Here is a 22,704-nt window from a genome sequence, read left to right on the forward strand (position 1 = left end):
GCGGGTGCATCGGGGTTGATACCGAGTGTTCGGCGGGAGAGCCGCCGCAGGAGGGGAACGTGGGCAAGAACTACGTCGATATCGAAGACGACCGGGGCGAGACGCTGCGCTATCGCAAGCACGTCAACGGTCGCGGCCTGATCGCGAACGGCGCCAAGGTGCACGCGAGCGCCGTCGTCGAGGCGGGCGCCTACATCGAACCGGGTGTGCAGATCGCCGCGGGTGCGCACGTCGGACGCGGGGTGTGGATCGAGAACGACGTCGTCATCGGGCCGAAGGCCGAGATCGCCCCTCACGCGCACATCGGCGCGGGGGCCCGGGTGGGCGCGGGCGCGAAGATCGGCATCCGCACGTACGTCGGGGAGAACGCGCTGGTCGCCGGCGGCTCCCTCATCGGCGACGACCAGACCATCGCCGCGGGCGAGCGCGTCGCGACCGACCGTCGCGGGCTGCGTCTCGCGGCCTGACCGGCCATTCACGCGTGGGCGGATGCCGCGGCATCCGCTCTCTGACCTGGCCGCTGCTCGCCCACCTCGCCGCCGTGGCGCGCGCTCGGCGCGGGAGATCGGGCATGCTGGACGGATGAGTCCGCGCACGCCTGACCGCCGCCCGTCGGGCGCGGGCGCCGGTGGGCGCGGCGCGGGCAAGAAGTCCGGCGCGAAGGGCGGCCGCTCCACCCAGAAGGCGCCGCGACAGACGGCCGCACGACGGCCCGCGCCGACCGCAGAGCCCCCGGCCGCTCCCGCGCCGCCGTTCCGCCTCGGTGCGGTGCCCGGTGCGACGCCCGGCATCTGGATCGAACGCTGGCGCGACCGCCACCCCGACACCCCGCTCGAGCTCGTGCAGCTCGACGTCGCCCGGCAGCAGACCGCTCTCGCGGCCGGCGACGTCGACGCCGTGATCGCCCGCCTCCCCGTCGACCGGGAGCGGTGGCACGCGATCGCCCTCTACGACGAGGTGCCGGTCGTGGTGATGACGGCCGACGCCTCACTATCGGTCGCCGAGCGGCTGGCGGCATCCGATCTGGCCGGCGAGGTGCTGATCGTGCCCGCCGACGACGTGCTCGACCTCGCCGCGACCGCCGCGGCCTGGCCCGTCGAGCGGCCCCGGTTCGCTCCCCCCGCCAGCACCGAGGAGGCCATCGCGACGGTCGCCGCGGGCGTCGGCATCTCCGTCGTGCCCATGTCGCTCGCCCGGCTCCACCACCGCAAGGACATCACCTTCCGCGAGCTCGACGGGGGCCCGCTCGCCCCGGTCGGCCTCGTCTGGCCGCGGGAGGACGCCCACCCGCTGATCGACGCGTTCGTCGGCATCGTGCGCGGGCGCACCGCGCGCTCGTCACGCTGAGACCCGCCGGACGGCCGGCCCGCCCCTCGCCCTAGACTCGCGGGATGGACTCCCGGCCGCTGCTCTTCCTCGGCGCGCGCCCGGAGCAGAACGCGGCCGACGGCGAGTTCGCCGCGTTCGCCGCCGCCGCCGGCGTGTCGCTGGCCCGCCACGACCTCACCCGCTCCCCTCTCCCCGAGGGCGCCCTCGACCGTTACGCCGGGTTCATCGGCGGCGGCAGCCCGTTCAATGTCGGCGACCCCGAGGCCGGCAAGTCCGACACCCAGCGCCGTGTCGAGGCCGACCTCGCCACGGTCGCGGAGGCCGCGGCATCCGGCGCCACCCGAGCGCTGCTCACCTGTTACGGCATCGGCATCGCGACGCGGCTGCTCGGCGGCACGATCGACCGGGCGTTCGGCGAGGACACCGGCACGACCGAGGTGACCGTCGGCGCGGATGCCGCCGCCGACCCGGTCTTCGGTGCCCTGCCTGCGACGTTCACCGCCTACACCGCGCACAAGGAGGGGTCGGGGACGACGCCGACGGGGGCGGTCGCGCTGGCGACGAGCGACGGATGCCCGGTGCAGGCCTACCGGGTCGGGTCGCTGTGGACGACGCAGTTCCACCCGGAGCTGACCGCCGACTCGTTCGCCGCGCGCATCGCCGTCTACCGGGACTTCGGCTACTTCGACCCCGACGACTACGCCGCCGTGGTCGCGGGCGTGCGCGCCGCGACCGTCACGGCGCCGACGGCGATCGTCGCGGCCTTCGCGGCGCTGTAGGCGCGCACCCCACCCCTCAGTACCGGTCGCTGGAGAGCACCCGCGCCGACTCGCGGTCGGCGGTCTCGTTGCGCACGCCCGCGCGCGATCCGGCGAGCTTCGCCCGGATGTGCTCCTGCACGGTGACGGGCTCGTAGATCGCCGGATGCTGCGCGTCGACGCACTGCGGCAGCGTCTCGATGAGCGCGTCGACGTTGCCGTCGTGGAAGAACGCCGCGGAGCGGCGCCGGCGGATCGTGCCGTCGATGACGGGCGGCTTCACGCGGTGCAGCGTCGACATCCACTGCTCGTTGGTGAGCCGAGCGGTCACGTCGCCGAGGTTGACGAGCAGTGCGCCCTCGGCGGGCTGCACGTCGTTCCAGGAGCCGTCGGATCCGAGCACCTGCAGGCCCGCGACCCGGTCGGCCCACAGCACTGTCACGATGCCGTAGTCGGTGTGCTCGCCCATGCCGATGAGGTCGCCGTCGAGGGTGACGTCGGTGCCCGGCGGGAGGGCGTAGTTGTTCATCCGCAGCACGTCGAGGGAGTGGTCGGTGCGGGCGTCGAAGAAGGCGCGATCGATGCCGAGGGCGTCGGCGAAGATGTCGGTGAGCGTGCGGGCGACGCGCGCCGCCTCGCCGAAGTAGGCGCTGACGGCCGGCTCGAACCCGGCGACGTCGGGCCACACGTTGTCGGCGTAGTCGATCGGGTCGAGGTGCGCGACGTGCGGGTAGTGCGCCGCGGTCGCGCCCACGTTGAACGCCTCGAAGAAGTCGTTCATGCGGCTGGCCTGCTCGACGCCGAGCGACAGGCTCAACGACTCCGACTTCGGCGGACTGTAGCCGCGATTGATCTCGGGCGGCGTGCGGTACGTGTTCTTCACATCGAGGTCGAGCCCGAAGAATCCGTCGATGGATGCCTCGAGCCCCGCGATGACCGCGGCCGGCACCCCGTGCCCGGTGATCTGGATGAAACCGACCGTGCGGCAGGCGTCGTCGATCGCGCGGGCGACCGCGGCGCGCTCGGCGTCGGTGCCGCCAGTCACGTAGGGCGTGATGTCGACGAGGGGGACGTGGAACGTCATGGCAACTCCGTGAGGTCGTGGCCCGCGGGCCGGTGTCAGGCAGTCGCTTCACGCTTTCCCGCCGCCGGTGGGCGGCTCGCTTTCATGAGCGCGGCCAGGCTACCGAGCGCACGTTTCCTGCGCGTGACGGCGCATCCGGGTGTCCGTGCGCCGGGCTCAGCCGAGCGGTGGCCCGACGATCACGGCCGTGTCGGGCGGAACGGTGACGGTGCCGTCGGCGGATGCCGCGGCATCCGCCCCGCTCGTGAGCAGCACCGTCTCGCCCGGCTCGAGCGCGAGCGGCCACGGGTCGGAGCTCAGATTGACGGCGATGCGCAGGGCGCCGCGTCCGAGCAGGAACCGCCGCGCGGCGGGGGGAGCGTCGGGGTCGAGGTCCTCCGCCGTCAGGTCGGCGAACGCCGGGTCGGTGAGCTCGGCCCGCGCGCGCCGCAGGTCGGCGAGGGCGCGGTAGAGCGCGAGCAGGCGGGCATGGGCGCCGTGCGTCTGCTCGGTCCAGTCGAGCTTGGCGCTCGCGAACGTCGCCGGGCTCTGCGGGTCGGGCACGACCGACTCGTCCCAGCCCATGCGCGCGAACTCCTCGGTGCGCCCCTTGCGCACGGCCTCCCCCAGCCACTCCTCGGGGTGGGACGTGAAGAACGGCCACGGCGTCGACGCACCCCACTCCTCGCCCATGAACAGCATCGGGGTGCCGGGGGTGGTGAGGGTCAGCACGGCGGCGACCGCGAGCCGGTCGGTCGAGAGGGTCGCGGTGAGACGATCGCCGGCGGCGCGGTTGCCGATCTGGTCGTGGTCCTGCGAGAAGGTCACGAGGCGGGAGGTGGGCACCTCGGACGGGATGGGGGAGCCGTGGTCACGCCCCCGGAACGACGAGTAGGTGCCGTTGTGGAAGAACCCGGCGGTCCACACCTTCGGCAGGGCGTCGGCTGCCGCGAAGTCCTCGTAGTAGCCGCTCGTCTCACCGGTCAGGGCGACGTGGACGGCGTGATGCCAGTCGTCGCTCCACTGCGCGTGCAGACCGTAGCCGCCGGCCTCGCGCGGCAGGATCAGCCGCGGGTCGTTGAGGTCGCTCTCGGCGATGAGGGTGAGCGGGCGTCCCAGGTGCGCGGAGAGGGCATCGGATGCCGCGGCCAGCTCCTGCAGGATGTGCACCGGCTGCTCGTCGTGCAGGGCGTGCACCGCGTCGAGCCGGAGTCCGTCGACATGCTGGTCGCGCAGCCACATGAGCGCGTTCTCGACGATGTACGACCGCACCACGGGCTCGTCGAGGTTCACGGAGTCGCCCCAGGTGTTGCGGCTGCCGGTGCGCAGGTAGGGACCGAACTCGGGCAGGTAGTTGCCGCTCGGTCCGAGGTGGTTGTAGACGACGTCCTGGATGACGGCGATGCCGTGCGCGTGGGCGGCGTCGACGAAGCGACGGTAGGCGGCGGGTCCGCCGTACGCCTCGTGCACGGTGTACCAGAGCACGCCGTCGTAGCCCCAGTTCCACTGGCCGTTGAAGCCGTTCACGGGCAGCAGCTCGACGTGGGTGACGCCGATCGAGGCGAGGTGATCGAGTCGCGCGGCTGCGGCGTCGAGCGTCCCGTCGGGGGTGAATGTGCCGATGTGCAGCTCGTAGACGAGGCCGCCCGCGAGTGGACGCCCGGTCCACGCGGCATCCGTCCACGCGAAGGAGCCCGGATCGTCGACGGCCGAGGCGCCGTGCACCCCGTCGGGCTGCCGGCGCGAGCGCGGGTCGGGACGCAGCTCGCCGTCGTCGAGCACGAACCCGTACCGCTCGCCGTCGGCGAGGTCGACGTCGGCGCGCCACCAGCCGTCGTCGGCGGGGGTCAGGTCGATGTCGACGGATGCCGCCACCCGCCGCAGCCGCACGAGCGCGGCGTTCGGCGCCCACACCTCGATCACGTCGTCCTCCGCATCCGCCGGCTCAGCCGGCCCTCACGAGCAGTGCGACGGGGTAGGTCGCGCAGAGCTGGGCGATCGGCACGGCGCCCGACTCGACGCGCCCCGTGAGGGTGTCGACCCAGTCTCCGGGCGGCAGCAGCAGGGCGGTGTCGCCCCACCCGCCGCGGCGTCCGAGCCCCACGGGCAGTCGGGTCGCGGCGGCGATGACGCCGCCGCGGTCGAACGCGACGAGGTGCGCGGCGGCCTCGCCGACGACCTCCAGCGGCAGATAGCGGGTGAACAGCTCCGGGCGGTCGCGGCGGAGCCGCAGCGCCCGCGACGTCACGAGGAGCTTCGCCCGCCCGGTCGCGTCGACCGGCGGCAGCAGCGGCTCCCCCATCCCCGGTCCGCCCTCTGCACCCAGGCGCGCATCGAGCTCGGTGGCCGCGACCGCCGCGTCGATGTCGTGCAGCAGCGCCGCGTGGGCCGTGAAGTCCACGGGTCGCCGGTTGTCGGGATCGACGAGCGAGAGCTCCTGCACCTCGGACCCCTGGTAGACGTCGGGCACGCCGGGGCCGGCCAGCTGCAGCAGTTTCTGGCCCAGCGCGTTCGACCAGCCGGCCGGGGCGATGTGGCCCACGAGGTCCTCGACGAGGGGCCGCGCCGCGCCGAACGCGGCGTCGACGAGCGCGTGCACCGCGGCCTCGAACGCGGCGTCGGGGGCGAGCCAGGTCGTTCGCTCCCCCGCTTCGCGCACGGCCTTCTCGGCGTAGGCGTGCAGGCGCTCGGCCGACGCGGGCCAGCTGCCGACGATCGCCTGCCACAGCAGCTCGTCGGTGGGACCGTGCCCGGTCGTCCCGGCCGCGCGCAGCGTGCCCAGCGCGGTCGCCCAACGCTCGGGCTGCTCGCTCAGCACGCTGAGGCGGGCGCGCACGTCTTCGCTGCGCTTGGTGTCGTGGGTCGACAGGGCCGTCAGCGCGTGGGGCCAGCGCGCGTGACGCTCGGCGAACGCCGCGTGGAACCCCTCGACGTCGAGCGAGGCGACCGACGGGTCGCCGCCGACCTCGGTGAGCGTGCCGAGCCGGGTGAACCGGTAGAACGCGGTGTCCTCCACACCCTTCGCCATGACGGGCCCGGTGGTCTGCTCGAACCGGTGCGCGACCTCGAGCGTCGCATCCCCGAGCACCGGCAGCAGGGAGGCGATCGCGTCCGCGAGGTCGGGCCGGCGGGCGGATGCCTCCTCCCCCGCCCGCACCAGGTGGGCGGCGCCCGCGGGCAGGTAGGAGCGGTACATCGGGAAGGCGGCCAGGATCTCGGCGAGCGCGGGGGCCGCGGCATCCGCCCCCACCGCCTCGCGCACCTCGGCCGGGAGCGTGCGCACGAGCCGCCGCACCTCGGACTGCAGGATCGTCGCAGCTATCGTGCGCTTCGTCTCGACGATCAGGTCGTCCCAGGCGGGCGCGGGCGGCAGGCCGGTCTCCGCGCGCAGGGCCGCGTCGAGCCCGTCGAGCGCCGCGACGCCGTTCGGGTCGATGAAGAGCCGGTCGAGCTCGGCCATCGCGTCGTAGCCCGTCGTGCCCGCGCTCGCCCACCACGGTGCGAGGCGCTCGGGGTGGTCGGTCGCGGCGTGCTCGAGGATCTTCTCGACCCACACCGGCAGCCCGCCGACGGCGGACCGCAGCCGCTCGAGGTAGCCGGCCGGGTCGACGAGGCCGTCGGGATGGTCGACGCGCAGGCCGTCGACGAGCCCCTCCGTCGCCCACCGCACGATCTCGACGTGGGCGGCAGCGAACACCGCGGGATCCTCGACGCGCACCCCCGCGAGGGAGGTGACGGCGAAGAAGCGCCGGTAGTTGAGGTCGGTCGCCTCGTCGCGCCAGAACCGCAGCTCATAGTGCTGCCGGCCGAGCACGGTGCGCACGTCGACGGTCGTGGGCGCGCTCCCGATGCCGTCGAGCGAGCCGGGCGCGAGAGGGAAGACGTGGTCGACGTACCGCAAGACTCCGTCGGGTGCGGATGCCGCGGGATCCCGGTCGATCACGAGATCGCCGATGACGTCGTCGAACTCGCCGCCGAGCACGGGGAGGCGCACGCGGCCGCCGCCGAACGCCCAGTCGATGTCGAACGCGCGGGCGTGGGCGGACGCCTCGCCGAGCCGCAGCACGTCCCACCACCACGGGTTCTCGCGCGGCACCGCGACGCCCATGTGGTTGGGCACGATGTCGACGAGCACGCCGAGGCCCGCCTCCCGTGCCGCCGCGACGAAGCGCGCGAACCCCTCCGCGCCGCCACGCGCCGGGTCGATGCGCGCCGGGTCGACGACGTCGTAGCCGTGGTCGGAACCGGTCGTCGCCGTCAACAGCGGCGACAGGTAGACCCAGCCGACGCCGAGATCGCGCAGGTACGGCACGATCGCGGCGGCGGCGTCGAGGTCGAACCCGGGTCGGATCTGCAGACGATAGGTCGACGACGGGTTCACGCGCTCACCTCGGCAGTTCGCTCTTGGGGGCGGCGCCCGGCACCTCGTCGATCGCCGCGGTGACCGCCTGCGCGAGCGACGCGGCCACCGAGTGGTCGACCTCGGGCGGGGCGGCACGGTGCTCGATCAGCACCAGCAGCGACGCCGCGCCGACGCCGACCACGTCGCCAGGATCGACGACGCCGGTGTTCGCGAGATGGCCGGCGGTGTCGACCAGCACGTCCCAGCTCGGCGAGTACTCCACCTCGGGAACGGTGAAGTCGACCGCCTCGTCGCCCGCGTTGAAGTAGACGAGGAAGTGCGCGTCGACGATCTCGCTCCCGCGCCGATCGCGCTCGCGGATGCCGCCGCCGTTGAGGAACACCCCGACCGCGCGGCCGAAGCCGGCGTCCCAGTCCTCGGGCTGCATCGGGGTGCCGTCGGGGCGCAGCCACACGATGTCGGGCACCGGGCTCCCCTCCTCGCGGCGCACCGGGCGGCCGTCGAAGAAGCGGCTGCGACGGAAGGTCGGGTGGTCGTGTCGCAGGCGCGCGAGGGCCGCGGTGAACTCGACGAGGGGCTGATCGACGTGCTCCCAGTCGATCCAGCTGAGCTCGTTGTCCTGCGCGTACGTGTTGTTGTTGCCCTGCTGGGTGCGGCCGAGCTCGTCGCCGTGCAGCAGCATCGGCACGCCCTGGCTGAGCAGCAGGGTGGCGATGAAGTTGCGCTGCTGCTGCGCGCGCCGGGCGAGCACCACCGGGTCGTCGGTCGGCCCCTCGACGCCGCAGTTGCTCGACCGGTTGAACGACTCCCCGTCGTTGCCGTCCTCGCCGTTCGCGTCGTTGTGCTTCTCGTTGTACGACACCAGGTCGCGCAGGGTGAACCCGTCGTGGGCGGTCACGAAGTTGATGGATGCCACGGGCCGCCGCCCGCTGTGCTCGTACAGGTCGGCCGACCCGGTGAGCCGCGAGGCGAACTCGCCGAGGGTCGCCGCCTCGCCCCGCCAGAAGTCGCGCACGGTGTCGCGGTACTTGCCGTTCCACTCGGTCCACTGCGGGGGGAAGTTGCCGACCTGGTAGCCGCCGGGGCCGACGTCCCACGGTTCGGCGATGAGCTTGACCTGCGAGACCACCGGGTCCTGCTGCACGAGCTCGAAGAAGGCGGCCAGGCGGTCGACGTCGTAGAACTCGCGGGCGAGGGTCGCCGCCAGATCGAACCGGAACCCGTCGACGTGCATCTCGAGCACCCAGTAGCGCAGCGAGTCCATGATGAGCTGCAGCGCGTGGGGGTTGCCGACGTTGAGACTGTTGCCCGTGCCGGTGTAGTCGGTGTAGTAGCGCTTGTCGTCCTGCTCGAGCCGGTAGTACGCCTCGTTGTCGATGCCCCGCATCGACAGGGTCGGCCCGAGGTGGTTGCCCTCGGCCGTGTGGTTGTAGACCACGTCGAGGATCACCTCGATGCCCGCGGCGTGCAGCGCCCGCACCATCCCCTTGAACTCCTGCACCTGCTGGCCGCGCTGGCCGGTTGAGGCGTAGGTGTTCTGCGGGGCGAGGAAGGCAATGGTGTTGTAGCCCCAGTAGTTCGACAGGCCCTTCTGCTGCAGGGTGTCGTCGTTGACGAACTGGTGCACGGGCATGAGCTCGATCGCGGTGACGCCGATCTTCTTCAGGTGCTCGATGACCGCGGGGTGGGCGATCGCGCTGTACGTGCCGCGGATCTCCTCCGGCACGAGCGGATGCAGCTTCGTGAGGCCCTTCACGTGGGCCTCGTAGATGAAGGTCTCGGAGTACGGCGTCTTCGGCTGCCGATCGCCGCCCCAGTCGAAGAAGGGGTTGATGACGACGCCCTTCATCATGTGCGCGGCGGAGTCGTCGTCGTTGCGGGAGTCGGGGTCGCCGAACGTGTAGGCGAACAGCGCCTGGTCCCAGTCGATTTGGCCGTCGACGGCCTTCGCGTAGGGGTCGAGGAGCAGCTTGTTCGGGTTGTAGCGCGCCCCCGCGGCCGGATCGTATTCGCCGTGCACGCGGTAGCCGTAGCGCTGACCCGGCTCGATGTTCGGCAGGTAGGCGTGCCACACGAACGCGTCGACGTCGACGAGCTCGACGCGGGTCTCGGTGCCGGCGTCGTCGAACAGACACAGCTCGACACTCTCGGCGCCCTCGCTGAACAGGGCGAAGTTGGTGCCGTTGCCGTCGAAGGTCGCGCCCAGGGGGTACGCGGATCCCGGCCAAGCCTGCACGTGCGCCCCTCCCTGCTCGGGAGCCCCCACATTAGCGGGTGCGGATGTCGCGGACGTGTCGGCGGTCGGCTCGGCGTTCGGGTCACTCACCTTCCGAGCATCGGCCATCCGCGCGTCGTCGCGGCGGGGCTTGACGGGCGCGTCCTGCGGGCTCAGGTCGCGCCGGACGGCGGGTCGAGCAGCAGCGCGATGCGCTCGTCGAGGTAGGCGGCGAGCGGCCGCCACCCACCGCGGGCGCTCCAGCGCACCTCGGGTCCGTCCGTCCCCTGCCGCAGCGGGCCGGATGCCTCGCCCCGCCCGACCGCTGCGAGGTCGAGCCCCTCCCAGCCGAGGTGCACGACCTGCCCGTCGGCGAAGCCTCCGCGGGAGGCGGCGGCCGCGACATCCGCCCGTCGGCGCTGCGACTCGGCGGCGAACCCGCGGCGGACCTCGGGTCGCGCGCGCACGATCTCCCCGGTCGCGAAGACGTCCTCCGGGCCGATGAGCAGCACCCCGAGGTGCCAGGCGGCGCCCTCGGGAACCACGTTCGGCGCCAGCGGGATGCCGACGAACCGCCGGCTGCGCCACCGGCCCAGCGCCTCGCGCGGCGCTCCCGCGGCGGTCAGACGCGCGCGGGCACCCGCGATCAGCGCTTCGACGTCGTCCACCCGCTCATTCTCGTCGGATCAGACGTCGACCGCGTGGGGTCCGTGGAGTTCGCGGTGCAGCCGCTCCATGCGCCCGTCGAGCTCGGACGCGGTGTCGGCGGCATCCTTCAGACTCTCCACGAGCCCCGCCGGCACCTGGCGCGCGTACTTGTAGTAGATCTTGTGCTCGAGGCTCGCCCAGAAGTCCATCGCGATCGTGCGGAACTGCACCTCGACGGGGATCGGCATCGGCCCTGTCGAGAGGAACACCGGCACCTCGACGATCGCGTGCAGCGACTTGTAGCCGTTCGGCTTGGGCTCCGCGATGTAGTCCTTCACGGTGCGCACCGTGATGTCGGGCTGCGAGGTGAGCAGATCGAAGAGACGATAGGCGTCGGCGGTGAAGCTGCAGGTCACGCGCACGCCCGCGACATCCGTGATGTTCGCCCGGATCGAGTCGAAGTCGGGGGCGATGCCCTTGCGCAGCACCTTCTCGACCAGACTGTCCGGGCTCTTGACGCGACTCGAGACGTGCTCGATCGGGTTGTAGTCGTGCATGTGCAGGAACTCGTCCCGCAGGATCTGGATCTTGGTCTCGATCTCCTGCATGCCGAAGCGGTACTCCAGCAGGAAACGCTGCAGCTCGTCGCGCGCATCGCGCAACTGCGACGGGGAGACGGTGATGGACTGGTCGTCGAGCGGCACACTCACCCGGCCGACGCTACGACCGTCTCATCGGGGGACGCTGTGAGCGCCCGCGGAAAAGCATGACCGTCAGGGGCGCGTCCGGGGACTCCGCGGCACCAGCTCGCCGTCGATCACATCGATCGCCGGCACCTGATCGAACGCCGGGTGGGCGTCGATGGGCACCTCGGATGCCGCATCGATCCCCTCGTCCCTCGGCTCGGGTTCGCCTCGTGTCATCGCACGCATCACCTCCTGAGGACAGCAGGTTCCACTGTCCCGCGCGAGCGAGGATCCGCCCAGGTCTTGACAAGGCGGCGACGGATCCGAACGACTCAGTCCGCCGGGGGTCCGGCGGGAGGCTCTTCCGCCGGCTCCGGCGTGATCGTCAGGCCGTTCGGGCCGGATGCCGCGGCCATCAGATCCTCGACCCAGGCGCGGTTGATGCGCGGCTGGCGGCTGCCGAAGAAGTGGAACTGCAGCGGCACGGAGGGGTGCACCCAGAAGCTGCGGCGACCGCTGCCGTCGCCCATCTCGACGTCGAACATGAACGGCTCGGCACGACGCAGCTTGTTCATCACGACGATGCGCAGATGCGCGAGCGTGCGGTCCTCGATCTCCACCGAGTTGCCGATCGTGTCGTAGATGAATCTCCCCATGTGAGGAGCCTAAACGCGGGTGATCCTCCGCGCCGTCACCGTGTTCACGCCACGCCGTCGCGGGGCGGCGAGATGCGGCATCCGCTCGTCTTGGTGACATCTCAGCGCCCGCATGGTGTGCTGGGTGCGTGAGCACCCCCCAGGCCGACGGCGCCGAGCGACCCGCGCTGCTCTACGTCGAGGACGACCCCGAGATCGCGGAGATCACGGTCGAGGTGCTCTCGGAGGTCTACCGGGTCGACCACGTCGCCGACGGTGAGAGCGCCCTGCAGCGTGCGCTGTCGCGGCGGTACGAGGCGATGGTCGTCGACCGCCGTCTGCCGGGGATGGACGGCATCGCCCTCGTGCAGGCGGTGCGCACGGCCCACATCGCGACGCCCATCCTGCTGCTGACGGCGCTCGGGTCGGTGCACGACCGCGTCGAGGGACTCGACGTCGGCGCCAACGACTACCTCGTAAAGCCGTTCGACTACGACGAGCTGCTCGCCCGACTGCGAGCGCTGCGGCGCGGGTTCCGCACCGACGGCGTGCGCCGCGACGTCGGCGAGTGGCAGTTCGCGCCGGCAGCGCTCGCGCTCTTCTCACCCGAAGGACGCCGCGTCGCGCTCACGGCGACCGAGACCGCCCTGCTGCGCCTGCTCGCCGAGAGCCCCGACCATGTCTTCTCCCGTGCCGAGATCTCCGACGCGGTCTTCGCCTCGGGCGACTCGGAGAGCTCGGTCGACACCTACGTGCACTACATCCGTCGCAAGGCGACACCCGAGATCATCGAGACCGTGCGCGCGCGGGGATACCGGATCGGAGATCCCGGGTGAGCCCCCACACCGACTCCGAGCGCCTGCGGCGTGCCGCGCGGCGCATCGGGCTGACCGTCGGCATCGCCTCCGCCCTCGTGCTGCTCGGCGGTGCGGGCATCCTCGTGTGGCTCCTTCTGGCGACCGGACGGCCCGAAACGCGCGGCGACGTGGTCAGCCCCGACCCCGGCGTGACCGGCTCACCCTCGCTTCCCGACGGAATCCGCGCGTACGACCACATCGTGGTCGACGTCGACCGCACTGTGCCGATCGTCATCGCGCTGTCGCTCGTGGGCGTCGCCGTGCTCGGGCTCATCGCCTGGTACGCGGCGCGGCGCGCCACCCGTCCGCTCGCCGAGGCGATGCGGCTGCAGCGCCACTTCGTCTCGGATGCGAGCCACGAGCTGCGCACCCCCCTCACCGCGCTCACGAGCCGTATCCAGCTGGTCGAGCGACGTCACCGCCGCGGGGAGGAGATCGACTCCACCCTCTCGGACCTGCGGCGCAATGCCGCCGCGATGGACGACGTGCTCACCGACCTGCTCGTCGCCGCGGAGGCCGACGCGCGCGATCCGTCGGCGCGGGCGGAGGTGGGCGAGGTCATCGCCGCGACACTCGACTCGCTGCGGCCGCTCGCCGACGATCGCGAGGTCACGCTCGCGATCGACGTGGCCGAGGCGGCATCCGTCGCCCTCCCGGCGACCAGCCTCACGCGCATGTGCGTCGCCCTCGTCGACAACGCCATCCAGCACACTCCGGGACGATCGACCGTCACGGTCTCCTCACGCATCGTGCGGGATCGGGTGCACATCCGGGTGACCGACGAGGGGTCAGGTATCCGGCCCGAAGACCGCGAGCGCATCTTCGAGCGCTTCGCGCGACTGGGCGAGACCGGTCGCCGGCGTGGCTTCGGCCTCGGGCTCTCCCTCGTGCGCGACGTCGCCGTGCGCCACGGCGGGTCTGTGGTCGTCGAGCAGACGGATGCCGCCGGCACCACGTTCCTCATCGACCTGCCGCTCGCGCGCTGACGCGTCCGGCGACCCGCCGGGCGTACGCTTACGCGCTCACGCGAAACGGATCGCCTGCCGCGGCGGCGACCTCCACCCCCGACACCCAGCGCCGGGTGCGCCCTCCGGCGCCGATCACCATGCCGCTGCGTCCCGGGCACTCGCGGATCCAGCCGAGGTCGTCGATGCCGGCGACCACGCCGACCGTCGCCCAGACGTCGGCGACGGCGAGACTGTCGGCGACCACCGTCGAGCTGGTCGCGCCGAGCGCCGCGCGACCCGTGCGCGGATCGAGGATGTGCGCCCCCCGCTCGGCCGTGCCCGACGTCGCGACGGCACCGTCGCGCAGTTCGACGACGGCGGCCAGCTGTCCGGGCCGCGCCGGGTCGGCGATGCCGACCCGCCAGTCTCGATCGAGACCCGCGGCCGTCGCGACCTGCATGTCACCGCCGGCGTTGATGGCCCAGGCGGCGACATCGGCGTTCTCTAACAGTGCTCCGAGATGCCCCCGGGCGACGCTCTCCACCGCCCAGCCCTTGACATACCCCGTCGGGTCGAACGCTCCGCCGAAGCGGGCGCTGAACAGTCCGCGGGTGACTGCCTCCGCCTCCTCGCACGCGCGGGCGACCTCCGCCACCCGTGGGTCGGCCGCCGCGAGGGTCAGCTCGCCGCGGCGGAGGCGGGAGACATCCGAGTCGGACCGATAGGTCGAGAACACGCGGTCGATGTCGCGCAGCTCGGCGAACGCGTCGGCCGTCGCATCGTCGACGCCCGCGACCGTGGGGGCGTGCGTGAGCACGTGCACGCTGATCACCATGCCCATGACATCGGCCACGCGCACGGTGCGGTGCAGCTCGGCGCTCATCACTTCGCCTGGTCGATCGCGCTCTGCAGCGACTGCAGGTAGCCCTCGCTCGTGTAGGTCGCGCCCGAGACCATGTCGATGTTCGCGCTCTGCGCAGACAGGGTCTCGCTGATCAGCTGCGGGAGCGAGTAGTTCGCGATCTCGACGTCACGGCCGTTGTTGTTCGGGTACTGCGGCACGGCGACGTTGGTGATCTTCCCGCCCGACACCGTGATGGCGACCTGCACGTCGCCGAAGCGCGTCGAGGCGGCCGACCCGGTGAAGGTGCCGTTCTTGAGGCCGGTCGAGGTCGACGTCCCGCTCGAGGAGGACGACGAGCTGCTACCGGTCGACGCGGACGCCGTCGCGCTCGCCGACGGCGTCGCAGCAGCGGCTGATCCGCTCGTGGTGCTCGAGCTCGTGCCGCTTCCCGTCGAGCCGCCGATGCTCCCCGAGAACCCGGTCGTCGAGGATGCGACGGTCGTTCCCGCCCCGAGGGACGTGCGGTAGCTGAACAGCAGCACGACGCCGCTGACGGTCACGAGGATCGCCCAGACGATCTTCTTCATGGTGTGCGCTCCGTAGATGGTGAGGGACGAGAGGATGCCGCGGCATCCGCTCAGATCGAGAAGTTCTCGCTGTGGATCTGAGAGGGGAGGATGCCCGTGTCGAGCAGGTCGTCGCGGATGCTGTCCATCCAGTGGCCCGGCCCGCACAGGAAGATGTCGTACTCCTCGATGTCGGGGGCGATGTAGCGCAGCAGGTCCTCTCCCGCCCACGACGCGTGGGTCGCCGGGATCCAGGTGGAGTCGCCGTGCGAGCGGTGCCCGTCCAGCGTGTAGTGGCGCAGGCCGCGCTTCGCGACGAGGCGCGCGATCTGCGGCCGGCGCAGCCCGTGCGCGGGGTCGTGGTCGCGGGTGACGAGGATGGCCTCGCCGGGCGCGTAGCGCTCCGACTCGAGGAGCGCGACCAGCGGCGCGACTCCGGCACCGGCACCGAGCATGAGCATCTTCGAGCGGCGCCGCGCGTCGCCGGTCATCGCCCCGTACGGCCCCTCGAACATGACCTTCGTGCCCTTGCGCAGCCGCGTCATGCGGGAGGTGCCGTCGCCGACGATGCGGGCCGTCACGGTGAGCTCGTCGCCGCGCGGTGCGGTCGAGAGCGAGAAGGGGTGGGAGCGGGTCCAGCCGGGGCCGTCCAGGAAGCGCCAGTTGAAGAACTGGCCCGCCTGCGCGCCGAGCTTGTGGATGTCGCGGCCGCGCATGCGCACGGTGACGCCGTTGGAGCCGTCAGCCTCGACGGCGACGACCCGCAGGTCGTGCCGCATCGAGCGGCTCAACGGGACGAGGAGGCGGAAGATCAGCACCGCGGCGGCGGCGATCGCCCACAGGGTCCACCAGTAGGCACTCACCAGCGGCTGCCCGATGAAGTCCGACCCGGTCCAGAGCATGTGCGGGATGGCCAGCCCCACGCCGAGGTAGGCGTACAGGTGGATGAGGTGCCAGGACTCGTAGCGCAGCTTCTTGCGCGCCTTCCGGATGGAGGTGACCACGACGAGGATGAGCAGCCCGGTGCCCGCTGTCGCGAGCATCATTCCGGGGTAGTTCCACACGAAGTCCCACAGCTGCACGAGGGGATTCACGTGCGCGTTGACGGCGTAGCCGATGCACAGCAGTGCGATGTGGGCCAGCATCAGCCAGAACGACCAGAAGCCGGTCAGGCGGTGCGCCCGCACGAGGCCGTCGCGGCCCCAGCCGCGCTCGAAGATCGGCACGCGCGCCATCAGGAGCACCTGATAGAGGAGCAGGTTGGCCGAGATGAGTCCGGTGAGTCGGCCGAGCGTGGAGTACGTCTCCGCATCGAGGCCGATGACCGCCTGGATGCCGCCACCGTGGATCCACAGCGCGAGGATGACGAGGCTCGTCCCCCACACGATGGCGGTGGCGGCGAGGTTCCAGACGAGTCGCGGCGACCGTCGCGAGCCGAGCAGCGCGTCGGTGGCGGCGTCCTGCCTGCGGACGGACCGTTCGGTGGCGTAGGTGGTCATGGCTCGATGGTGACCGCGCGGGCGCAAGAATTCGCCAAGAATGCGGGTTCCTCGGGCAACGCATAGGAAGCGCAGAGCCGGAGCAGATCGACGACGCCGTGCGGGCCGCTCCCGCACCGCGCGGGGCATCCGAGAGGCGCGGGATCGGCGCGCGGGGATTATGGTGGGCGCATGGGCACGATCTACTACGGCGGTTCTGAGACGCCGATCCACATCGAGGACCGCGCCCTCGCACACCTCAAGGTGGTCATCGCGACGAAGCTGCGTCGCGGCGAGAGCTTCACGCTGTCGTGGCGGCACCCCGAGGGCGAGCCGGTCGGTCGCAGCACCATCTGGCTGCACCCGTCGATCCCGCTGCGGTTCACGTTCCTCGACCCCGAGCCCGCTCTCCTGAGCCGGGAGTGGATCGAGGAGCTGGCGAGTTCGGCGAACTCCTCGGGCGGCATCATGCTCGTCGACGAGCACCTGCACGCCGGCGACGTGGCGTCGCGCTGATCACGCTGAACGGCTGACGACCGGCCGACGTCGGAAGTAGCCGGCGGCGGCGCGCTCAGATCAGCGCGAGCGCCGTCAGCACGACGGCGATGAGCGGGAACGTGCCCTGGATCGCGGCAGAGCGGGCGAGCTTCGGGCTCGAGAGCACGAGCACGAGGGCCGCGGCGAGCATCGACCCGGTGCCCACGAGCACGAGGGTCGCGCCGATCGTGAGCGACCCGGTCGCGACGAGCACGATGCCGATCGCGGTCGCGAGGGCGAGGAACAGGTTGTAGAAGCCCTGGTTGAACGCGAGCGACCTGGTGAGCTCGGCCTCCTCGGCGCTGCGCAGGCCGAAGATGCGGCGCGTGGCCGGCTCGGTCCAGCGCAGCGATTCGAGCACGAAGATGTAGACGTGCACGAGCGCGGCGAGCGCGGCGAACACGAGGGCGGCGATGATCATGAGCGCATCCTCTCAGGCCGGGTGCACATGCGCCCACACGCCGGGCGCGGGAAGTTCGGCGTAGCGCACGTCGACGGCGTCGGTGGTCACCTCGGCGACGCACACGAGCAGCGACTGGGTCGGGATGCCCAGGTAGCGGTTGTCCCGCACGATCGCCGCGTCGCTCGAAGCCCCGTCGCCCGTCGACGCCGCGAGCACGTCGAACCAGTCCTCCCACCAGGCGCGGTCGCCGGTCGCCGAGAGGGGTGCGGCAGCGAACGCGGGAAGCCAGGCGGCGATGCGTCCGGTGGCGGGGTCGTCGACGTCGTCGTGGGCGACCATGTGGGTGCCCGGCCCGAGCACGGTCTCGTGCACAGCGGTGCCGTCCCACCGGGTGACGACGGATGCCGCGGCCCCCACGGTGAGCAGGTTGAACCCGCGCGTCCGGGGGGCGGCGGGCACGGCCTCGCCCTCGACGGCGGCGAGCGGCAGGGCTCCGCGGGAGACCACGGCGCTCTCGGGAAGATCGTGCCCCTCCGCCCGGTTGAGCAGCACGGCCAGCAGTCCGCGGTCAGGCGCGGCAGCGAGCCACGCGCCCCCCGCGCGGACGTCGCGCACGCCGATCACCCCCGGATGCGCCTCGGGCCACCAGTCGCCGAGCGGGTTCCACTCGCGCTTGGGATCCTCGTCGCGCACGGCGAGCACGCGGGTCGGATGCCGCGGGTCGTCGGGCACTCGAACGATCACGGTGCACATGGGGTCCTCCTGCAGCGGGCTGCCGTGCCCGCGGGTCGTGCGAGAATCGGGGCGTGTTCGTCGTCGTAGGGGTCACCGGCGGGATCGCCGCGTACAAGTCGGCGACGCTGGTGCGCACGCTGGTGAAGAACGGCCACGAGGTGCACGTCATTCCTACCGCGGATGGGCTGCGCTTCGTCGGCGCTCCGACCTGGGAGGCGCTCAGCCGTCACCCCGTGACGACGTCGGTGCACGACGACGTCGCGACGGTGCGCCATGTGGCGCTCGGGCAGTCCGCCGACCTGGTCGTGATCGCTCCGGCCACCGCCAACACCCTGGCCCGCATGGCGGCGGGTATCGCCGACGATCTGCTCGGCACGACGCTGCTCGCCACCACGGCGCCCGTGGTGGTCGCCCCCGCGATGCACACCGAGATGTGGCGGCATCCGTCGACCGTCGCGAACGTCGCGACGCTGCGCTCCCGCGGTGTCGTGATCGCCGGTCCGGCCGAGGGCGAGCTGACCGGGGGCGACTCCGGACCCGGACGCATGCTCGAGCCCGATGAGATCCTTCGGATCGCGCTCGCCGCCGTGCGCCCCCGTGACCTCGAGGGTCTGCGGGTCACCGTGACCGCGGGCGGAACCCGCGAGCCGATCGACCCGGTGCGCTTCATCGGCAACCGTTCCAGCGGGAAGCAGGGTGTCGCCGTCGCGCTCGCGGCGGCGGCGCGCGGCGCGCAGGTCCACCTGATCCTCGCGCACGTCGACGAGGGCGTGGGGGCCGCGGCATCCGTGCCCGGCATCGCCGTGTCGCACGCCGGCACCGCGGCAGAGCTGCTGACCGCGACGACGGATGCCGCGGCGACAGCCGACGTCGTCGTCATGGCGGCGGCCGTCGCCGACTACCGGGTGCCGCAGATCGCGGACGGCAAGGTCACGAAGGAGGCCGCCGGCGAGACGCTGACGCTCGAGCTGGTGCAGAACCCCGACATCCTGGCGGGACTGGCCCGTGACCGGCGGGCCGGGCAGACCGTCGTCGGATTCGCCGCCGAGACCGCCACCGGCGACGCGCTCGTCGAGCGCGCCCGCCGCAAGCGCGAGCGCAAGGGCGTCGACCTGCTCGCCGTCAACGAGGTCGGCTGGGAGGCCGGGTTCGAGGCATCCGAGAACAGTCTCTTCTTCGTCGACGCCGCGGGCGACATCGTCGGACGCACGAGCGGCTCGAAGCGCGAGACGGCCGACGCCCTGTGGGACGCGATCGTCGCGGTGCGCGCCGCGCACTGAGTCAGGGGAGGATGCCGCGCCTCACCCGATCTCGCCGGCGGCCACCGACTCGGCGAGCGCGTGCGCGTGCGCGAGCTGGTGCGCCCCGAAGAAGTCGGCCTCGGTGAGCCGGCGTTCGTCGTCGGCGTCGCGTCCGTCGTGTGCGAGGGTCGCGGCGACGATCAGCGCGTGCATCCACCCGCCGGCGACGAGCGCGAGCAGCCACAGGTAGTCGACGCTCACGGCGTGGGCGTCGCGGGGGCTGGCGCCGAAGCCGACCACGGCAGCGGTCGCACGGTCGGCGGCGGCGACGGCGCGCTCGAGGCGCTCGGCCGTGCGGCGCGCGACCGGCTCGTCGGAGCCCGCCAGCGTCGCGACCGCGGCGCGCGCGAGGTCGAACATGCGGCGCGCGGTCTCGCCCTGGTTGCGCACCGTCTTGCGCCCGACGAGGTCGTTGGACTGGATCGCGGTGGTGCCCTCGTAGATCGGGATGATGCGGGCGTCGCGGTAGTGCTGGGCCGCGCCGGTCTCCTCGATGAAGCCCATGCCGCCATGCACCTGGATGCCGTCGGAGGCGATGCGCACGGCCTCCTCGCTCGCCCACCCCTTGAGGATGGGCACGAAGTACTCGGCGAGCTGACGGTTGTCGGCGTCGTCCGCGCGGTCGAACAGGTCGCCGACGTAGACGGCGAGCGCTCGCATCGCGCTGATGCTGCTCGACATCGACAGCAGCAGTCGACGCACGTCGGGGTGCTCGGCGATGGCGGTGCCGTCGGGGCGACCGGGCACGGGCCCCTGCAGACGGGCTGTGGCGTAGGCGGAGGCCTGCTGGTAGGCGCGCTCTGCAAGGCCGATGCCCTGGTGCCCCATGCCGAGGCGGGCGGAGTTCATCATGACGAACATGCCGGCGAGTCCGCCGCCGATCTCGCCGACCAGGTAGCCGGTCGCGCCGTCGTAGGCGAGCACGCAGGTCGGGCTGCCGTGGATGCCGAGCTTGTGCTCGACCGACACGGTCGTCACGGCATTGCGTGCGCCGAGCGACCCGTCGGGCTCGACGAGGAACTTCGGGGCGACGAACAGGGAGAGGCCCTTGGCGCCCGCGGGAGCGTCAGGGGTGCGGGCGAGCACGAGGTGCACGATGTTCTCGGCGACGTCGTGGTCTCCCCAGGTGATGAAGATCTTCTGGCCGGTGATCGACCAGCTGCCGTCGCCGTTCGGGGTTGCGGTCGTGCGGATCGCGCCGAGGTCGGTGCCGGCCTGCGGTTCGGTGAGGTTCATGGTGCCGGTCCAGCTCCCCTCGACGAGCCGGGACAGGTAGGTCTCGCGCACCTCGTCGCCCGCATAGGCGTCGAGCGCGTGGATCTGACCGTGGGTGAGCATCCAGCACAGGGCGAGCGCCGGGTTGGCGGCGTTCCAGATCTCCCCGAGCGCGGCCTGCACGACGGCGGGGAGGCCCTCGCCGCCGGCCGACTCGGGCGCCTCGGCGGCGACCCACCCGGCCTCCACCAGCGCGGCGTAGGCCTCCTTGAAACCGGGGGCGGTGCGGGCGTCGCCGTCGACGACGACGGTGCCTTCGGCGTCGCCGATGGCGTTGAGGGGGGCGATGACCTCGGCGGCGAAGTCGCCGGCGGCCTCGAGCACGTCGACGGCGTCGTCGGCGCTGAGGGCGCCACCCGTCGCGCGGGCGACGACGTCGCCGCCGAACACCTCGCGATAGAGGAATCCGTACTCGGCGACGGGCGGGGTGTACGGCGAGGACTGGGCGGCCATGGGGTTCCCCTCGTTGGGCGGGCGGCGCGCGCGACGCGGAGTCGCGAGTGACATCGAGAACCATAGTACGTGAGACTGAGTTTCACGAGTAGGGTGTGACCCGACCACCTCGATGCAGAGGAGCAGCATGACCGAGCACACCCGCACCCTCACGTGGACGGACCCGATCGCCGTGCGCGACGGCGTCGCCGCAATGAGCGGACTCGACGCGATGCTGGCCCTGCGTGACGGACACCTGCCCCCGCCGCCGATCGCGCAGACGATGAACTTCCGCCTGACCGAGGTCGAGCCCGGACGCGTGGTGTTCGTGTGCGAGCCGGGCGGCGAGCACTACAACCCGATCGGCACCGTGCACGGCGGGCTCGCGTGCACGCTGCTCGACACCGTGTGCGGCTGCGCCGGCCACACCACCCTCGACGCAGGCCAGGGCTACACGTCGATCGACATCACCGTGTCGTACCTGCGCCCGATCACCCTGGCGACAGGTCCACTGCTCGCGACGGGACGGGTCGTGAAGCCCGGCCGACGCGTCATCTTCACCGAGGGCGCGATCACCGACGCCGCCGGCACCGTGCTCGCCACCGCCACCAGCTCGCTGCTGGTGCTGTGAGGCAGAGCGGATGCCGCGGCATCCGCTCGTTCAGGACGTGAGCGGCTCGAGCAGCTCGACGTGCGCGATGTCGAACGCGGGAGCGCTGACGTCCTCACCCGAGACCGCACCATAGGTGTAGCTGCCGGCGACCGTCACCCACAGCTTCAGATGGTCGCCTTCGAGGACACCCTCGAGCGTCGGGCACGTGATGCCGTCACCGCCGCCGCCGATGACGTCGTGCGGGTAGTCCCAGCTCGACGTCGACTGCGCTGCGCCGACGCCGAGAAGCGCGAGGCACGGCCCGGTCGCCTCGTCGAACTGGCTGACGAACCCGTAGACCACGACCTTCTCGCCGACGTGACCGTCGGGGTCTGCGACGATGTCGGCGAGGACGGCCGCGTCGACGTCGTCGAATCCGGTCGGCACCGCGCCCGCGCCGGGTACGACGGATGCCTCGTCCCGCGGGGTGGCTGAGGGGAGAGTCTGCGGGCTCGCCGAGGCCGACCTCTCGACGATCGTCGGCAGCAGGGACAGCCCGACGATCAGGGCGATCGTCGTTGCGATCGAGGCCAGCACGCCGAGAGCGCCGAGGATGATGCCCGTGACCGGGAAGCCCTTCCGGGCGCCCTTCACGAGCGCCACGATTCCCAGCACGACCGCAGTCCCGCCGATCAGGATGCCGAGCCCGGGAGCCAGCCCGAGGACGAACGCCGCGATGCCGACCACGAGCGCCGCGATCGCGAGGCCGCCGGCGCGGGGGCCGGACGACGCCCGGGGCGGCGCGGGATAGGCCGGCGGAGGCGGCAGCGAGGGTCCTGCCGGGGACGTCGCGTCCGGCGCTTCGATGGAAGGAGCGACGCCGCTCTCACCGGCGTCGGACGCGGGCGAGGTGACCGGAGCGGGCGGGTCCGCAGCCGGTGCTCCCGTCGGAGGCGCCTCCTCGCCGTCGTTCGGAGGAGTGGGGCTCTCGGGCGGCGGCACGGAGGTCATGCCGCGAGTATGACAGAACCTGAGAGCTC

23 protein-coding genes are annotated in these 22,704 nt (G+C 72.2%); 8 read left to right on the forward strand and 15 right to left on the reverse strand.

Annotation, left to right across the window (positions count from 1 at the left end):
• Window positions 1-59 precede the first annotated feature (59 nt).
• The 3 genes from BGO15_RS09590 to BGO15_RS09600 all read left to right on the forward strand — a co-directional run bounded on the left by BGO15_RS09590 (window position 60) and on the right by BGO15_RS09600 (window position 2,108).
• Entirely contained in the window at window positions 60-467 is a 408-nt protein-coding gene (locus BGO15_RS09590; protein ID WP_045247405.1) for a transferase, read from the forward strand.
• Between the two features lie 115 nt (window positions 468-582).
• Complete coding sequence (locus tag BGO15_RS09595) at window positions 583-1,347, forward strand: LysR family substrate-binding domain-containing protein (protein ID WP_056518761.1); 765 nt, start codon at window positions 583-585, stop codon at window positions 1,345-1,347.
• Window positions 1,348-1,391: 44 nt separating this feature from the next.
• A complete protein-coding gene (locus tag BGO15_RS09600) occupies window positions 1,392-2,108 on the forward strand; it encodes a glutamine amidotransferase-related protein (RefSeq protein ID WP_056208240.1) in 717 nt (238 codons plus the stop codon).
• A gap of 16 nt (window positions 2,109-2,124) precedes the next feature.
• Here the strand turns inward: BGO15_RS09600 and BGO15_RS09605 are convergent, their stop codons facing one another.
• The 8 genes from BGO15_RS09605 to BGO15_RS09640 all read right to left on the reverse strand — a co-directional run bounded on the left by BGO15_RS09605 (window position 2,125) and on the right by BGO15_RS09640 (window position 11,718).
• On the reverse strand, window positions 2,125-3,171 hold the full coding sequence (locus BGO15_RS09605) for an isopenicillin N synthase family dioxygenase (RefSeq protein WP_056208237.1): 1,047 nt from the start codon (window positions 3,169-3,171) through the stop codon (window positions 2,125-2,127).
• A 156-nt stretch (window positions 3,172-3,327) separates the two neighbouring features.
• Window positions 3,328-5,073, reverse strand: coding sequence for a malto-oligosyltrehalose trehalohydrolase (gene treZ / locus BGO15_RS09610; RefSeq protein ID WP_056518763.1), 1,746 nt, complete (start codon window positions 5,071-5,073; stop codon window positions 3,328-3,330).
• A gap of 22 nt (window positions 5,074-5,095) precedes the next feature.
• Entirely contained in the window at window positions 5,096-7,531 is a 2,436-nt protein-coding gene (gene treY / locus BGO15_RS09615; protein WP_056208230.1) for a malto-oligosyltrehalose synthase, read from the reverse strand.
• Window positions 7,532-7,535: 4 nt separating this feature from the next.
• Complete coding sequence (gene glgX, locus BGO15_RS09620; protein WP_056208351.1) at window positions 7,536-9,749, reverse strand: glycogen debranching protein GlgX; 2,214 nt, start codon at window positions 9,747-9,749, stop codon at window positions 7,536-7,538.
• A gap of 152 nt (window positions 9,750-9,901) precedes the next feature.
• A complete protein-coding gene (locus BGO15_RS09625) occupies window positions 9,902-10,396 on the reverse strand; it encodes a hypothetical protein (RefSeq protein ID WP_045247399.1) in 495 nt (164 codons plus the stop codon).
• Window positions 10,397-10,414: 18 nt separating this feature from the next.
• On the reverse strand, window positions 10,415-11,086 hold the full coding sequence (locus BGO15_RS09630) for a GTP pyrophosphokinase (RefSeq protein ID WP_045247398.1): 672 nt from the start codon (window positions 11,084-11,086) through the stop codon (window positions 10,415-10,417).
• A 63-nt stretch (window positions 11,087-11,149) separates the two neighbouring features.
• The gene (locus BGO15_RS09635) at window positions 11,150-11,299 is read right to left on the reverse strand and encodes a hypothetical protein (protein ID WP_048809105.1); all 150 of its coding nucleotides are present in this window, start codon (window positions 11,297-11,299) and stop codon (window positions 11,150-11,152) included.
• A gap of 95 nt (window positions 11,300-11,394) precedes the next feature.
• A complete protein-coding gene (locus BGO15_RS09640) occupies window positions 11,395-11,718 on the reverse strand; it encodes a DUF7882 family protein (RefSeq protein WP_056208223.1) in 324 nt (107 codons plus the stop codon).
• Between the two features lie 128 nt (window positions 11,719-11,846).
• Between BGO15_RS09640 and BGO15_RS09645 the strand changes: the two genes are divergently transcribed.
• Window positions 11,847-12,533, forward strand: a complete 687-nt coding sequence (locus BGO15_RS09645) for a response regulator transcription factor (protein WP_045247396.1) — start codon at window positions 11,847-11,849, stop codon at window positions 12,531-12,533.
• On the forward strand, window positions 12,530-13,540 hold the full coding sequence (locus BGO15_RS09650) for a sensor histidine kinase (protein ID WP_056208220.1): 1,011 nt from the start codon (window positions 12,530-12,532) through the stop codon (window positions 13,538-13,540). The genes BGO15_RS09645 and BGO15_RS09650 overlap by 4 nt, the downstream gene beginning before the upstream one ends.
• Before the next feature lie 28 nt (window positions 13,541-13,568).
• Here the strand turns inward: BGO15_RS09650 and BGO15_RS09655 are convergent, their stop codons facing one another.
• Genes BGO15_RS09655 through BGO15_RS09665 form a run of 3 tightly spaced genes read right to left on the reverse strand, consistent with a single transcriptional unit; the run spans window position 13,569 to window position 16,410 of the window.
• The gene (locus tag BGO15_RS09655; protein ID WP_045247394.1) at window positions 13,569-14,384 is read right to left on the reverse strand and encodes an FAD:protein FMN transferase; all 816 of its coding nucleotides are present in this window, start codon (window positions 14,382-14,384) and stop codon (window positions 13,569-13,571) included.
• Window positions 14,384-14,932, reverse strand: coding sequence for an FMN-binding protein (locus tag BGO15_RS09660; RefSeq protein ID WP_056208216.1), 549 nt, complete (start codon window positions 14,930-14,932; stop codon window positions 14,384-14,386). Before BGO15_RS09660 ends, BGO15_RS09655 begins: the two co-directional genes overlap by 1 nt.
• A gap of 50 nt (window positions 14,933-14,982) precedes the next feature.
• Window positions 14,983-16,410 carry a ferredoxin reductase family protein gene (locus BGO15_RS09665; protein ID WP_056208213.1) on the reverse strand — a complete coding sequence of 476 codons (1,428 nt, stop codon included), beginning with the start codon at window positions 16,408-16,410 and terminating at the stop codon, window positions 14,983-14,985.
• A gap of 171 nt (window positions 16,411-16,581) precedes the next feature.
• On the opposite strand from BGO15_RS09665, the gene BGO15_RS09670 reads away from it, so the two are divergent.
• On the forward strand, window positions 16,582-16,905 hold the full coding sequence (locus tag BGO15_RS09670) for a DUF7882 family protein (RefSeq protein WP_045247391.1): 324 nt from the start codon (window positions 16,582-16,584) through the stop codon (window positions 16,903-16,905).
• Between the two features lie 55 nt (window positions 16,906-16,960).
• On the opposite strand, the gene BGO15_RS09675 is transcribed toward BGO15_RS09670, so the two are convergent.
• Window positions 16,961-17,347, reverse strand: coding sequence for a DUF1304 domain-containing protein (locus BGO15_RS09675; RefSeq protein ID WP_056208211.1), 387 nt, complete (start codon window positions 17,345-17,347; stop codon window positions 16,961-16,963).
• 12 nt (window positions 17,348-17,359) lie between these two features.
• Window positions 17,360-18,082 carry an NRDE family protein gene (locus tag BGO15_RS09680; protein ID WP_056208208.1) on the reverse strand — a complete coding sequence of 241 codons (723 nt, stop codon included), beginning with the start codon at window positions 18,080-18,082 and terminating at the stop codon, window positions 17,360-17,362.
• Window positions 18,083-18,135: 53 nt separating this feature from the next.
• Here BGO15_RS09680 and coaBC point away from each other — a divergent pair, with 53 nt between their 5' ends.
• Window positions 18,136-19,344, forward strand: a complete 1,209-nt coding sequence (gene coaBC, locus BGO15_RS09685) for a bifunctional phosphopantothenoylcysteine decarboxylase/phosphopantothenate--cysteine ligase CoaBC (RefSeq protein ID WP_056518765.1) — start codon at window positions 18,136-18,138, stop codon at window positions 19,342-19,344.
• A 21-nt stretch (window positions 19,345-19,365) separates the two neighbouring features.
• Here the strand turns inward: coaBC and BGO15_RS09690 are convergent, their stop codons facing one another.
• Window positions 19,366-21,093: an acyl-CoA dehydrogenase family protein gene (locus BGO15_RS09690; RefSeq protein ID WP_056208205.1), complete on the reverse strand. Its 1,728-nt coding sequence runs from the start codon at window positions 21,091-21,093 to the stop codon at window positions 19,366-19,368.
• Between the two features lie 127 nt (window positions 21,094-21,220).
• Here BGO15_RS09690 and BGO15_RS09695 point away from each other — a divergent pair, with 127 nt between their 5' ends.
• Window positions 21,221-21,703 (forward strand): PaaI family thioesterase, encoded by a 483-nt coding sequence (locus BGO15_RS09695; RefSeq protein ID WP_048809104.1) that lies wholly within the window; start codon window positions 21,221-21,223, stop codon window positions 21,701-21,703.
• A gap of 30 nt (window positions 21,704-21,733) precedes the next feature.
• Here BGO15_RS09695 and BGO15_RS09700 read toward each other — a convergent pair whose 3' ends face one another.
• Window positions 21,734-22,675 (reverse strand): DUF4190 domain-containing protein, encoded by a 942-nt coding sequence (locus tag BGO15_RS09700; protein ID WP_056208201.1) that lies wholly within the window; start codon window positions 22,673-22,675, stop codon window positions 21,734-21,736.
• Between the last annotated feature and the right edge of the window lie 29 nt (window positions 22,676-22,704).

Origin of the sequence: Microbacterium sp. 71-23 (assembly GCF_001897265.1) — a bacterium.
In the GTDB taxonomy this organism is placed as follows: Bacteria; Actinomycetota; Actinomycetes; order Actinomycetales; family Microbacteriaceae; genus Microbacterium; species Microbacterium ginsengisoli.

Excerpts from the sequence above, each read along its gene's own strand:
- BGO15_RS09595 (WP_056518761.1), top strand. The coding sequence starts at position 583 with ATGAGTCCGCGCACGCCTGACCGCCGCCCGTCGGGCGCGGGCGCCGGT.
- BGO15_RS09600 (WP_056208240.1), top strand. The coding sequence starts at position 1,392 with ATGGACTCCCGGCCGCTGCTCTTCCTCGGCGCGCGCCCGGAGCAGAAC.
- BGO15_RS09605 (WP_056208237.1), bottom strand. The coding sequence starts at position 3,171 with ATGACGTTCCACGTCCCCCTCGTCGACATCACGCCCTACGTGACTGGC.
- BGO15_RS09635 (WP_048809105.1), bottom strand. The coding sequence starts at position 11,299 with ATGACACGAGGCGAACCCGAGCCGAGGGACGAGGGGATCGATGCGGCA.
- BGO15_RS09640 (WP_056208223.1), bottom strand. The coding sequence starts at position 11,718 with ATGGGGAGATTCATCTACGACACGATCGGCAACTCGGTGGAGATCGAG.
- BGO15_RS09655 (WP_045247394.1), bottom strand. The coding sequence starts at position 14,384 with ATGAGCGCCGAGCTGCACCGCACCGTGCGCGTGGCCGATGTCATGGGC.
- BGO15_RS09660 (WP_056208216.1), bottom strand. The coding sequence starts at position 14,932 with ATGAAGAAGATCGTCTGGGCGATCCTCGTGACCGTCAGCGGCGTCGTG.
- BGO15_RS09665 (WP_056208213.1), bottom strand. The coding sequence starts at position 16,410 with ATGACCACCTACGCCACCGAACGGTCCGTCCGCAGGCAGGACGCCGCC.
- BGO15_RS09670 (WP_045247391.1), top strand. The coding sequence starts at position 16,582 with ATGGGCACGATCTACTACGGCGGTTCTGAGACGCCGATCCACATCGAG.
- BGO15_RS09675 (WP_056208211.1), bottom strand. The coding sequence starts at position 17,347 with ATGATCATCGCCGCCCTCGTGTTCGCCGCGCTCGCCGCGCTCGTGCAC.
- BGO15_RS09680 (WP_056208208.1), bottom strand. The coding sequence starts at position 18,082 with ATGTGCACCGTGATCGTTCGAGTGCCCGACGACCCGCGGCATCCGACC.
- BGO15_RS09690 (WP_056208205.1), bottom strand. The coding sequence starts at position 21,093 with ATGGCCGCCCAGTCCTCGCCGTACACCCCGCCCGTCGCCGAGTACGGA.
- BGO15_RS09695 (WP_048809104.1), top strand. The coding sequence starts at position 21,221 with ATGACCGAGCACACCCGCACCCTCACGTGGACGGACCCGATCGCCGTG.
- BGO15_RS09700 (WP_056208201.1), bottom strand. The coding sequence starts at position 22,675 with ATGACCTCCGTGCCGCCGCCCGAGAGCCCCACTCCTCCGAACGACGGC.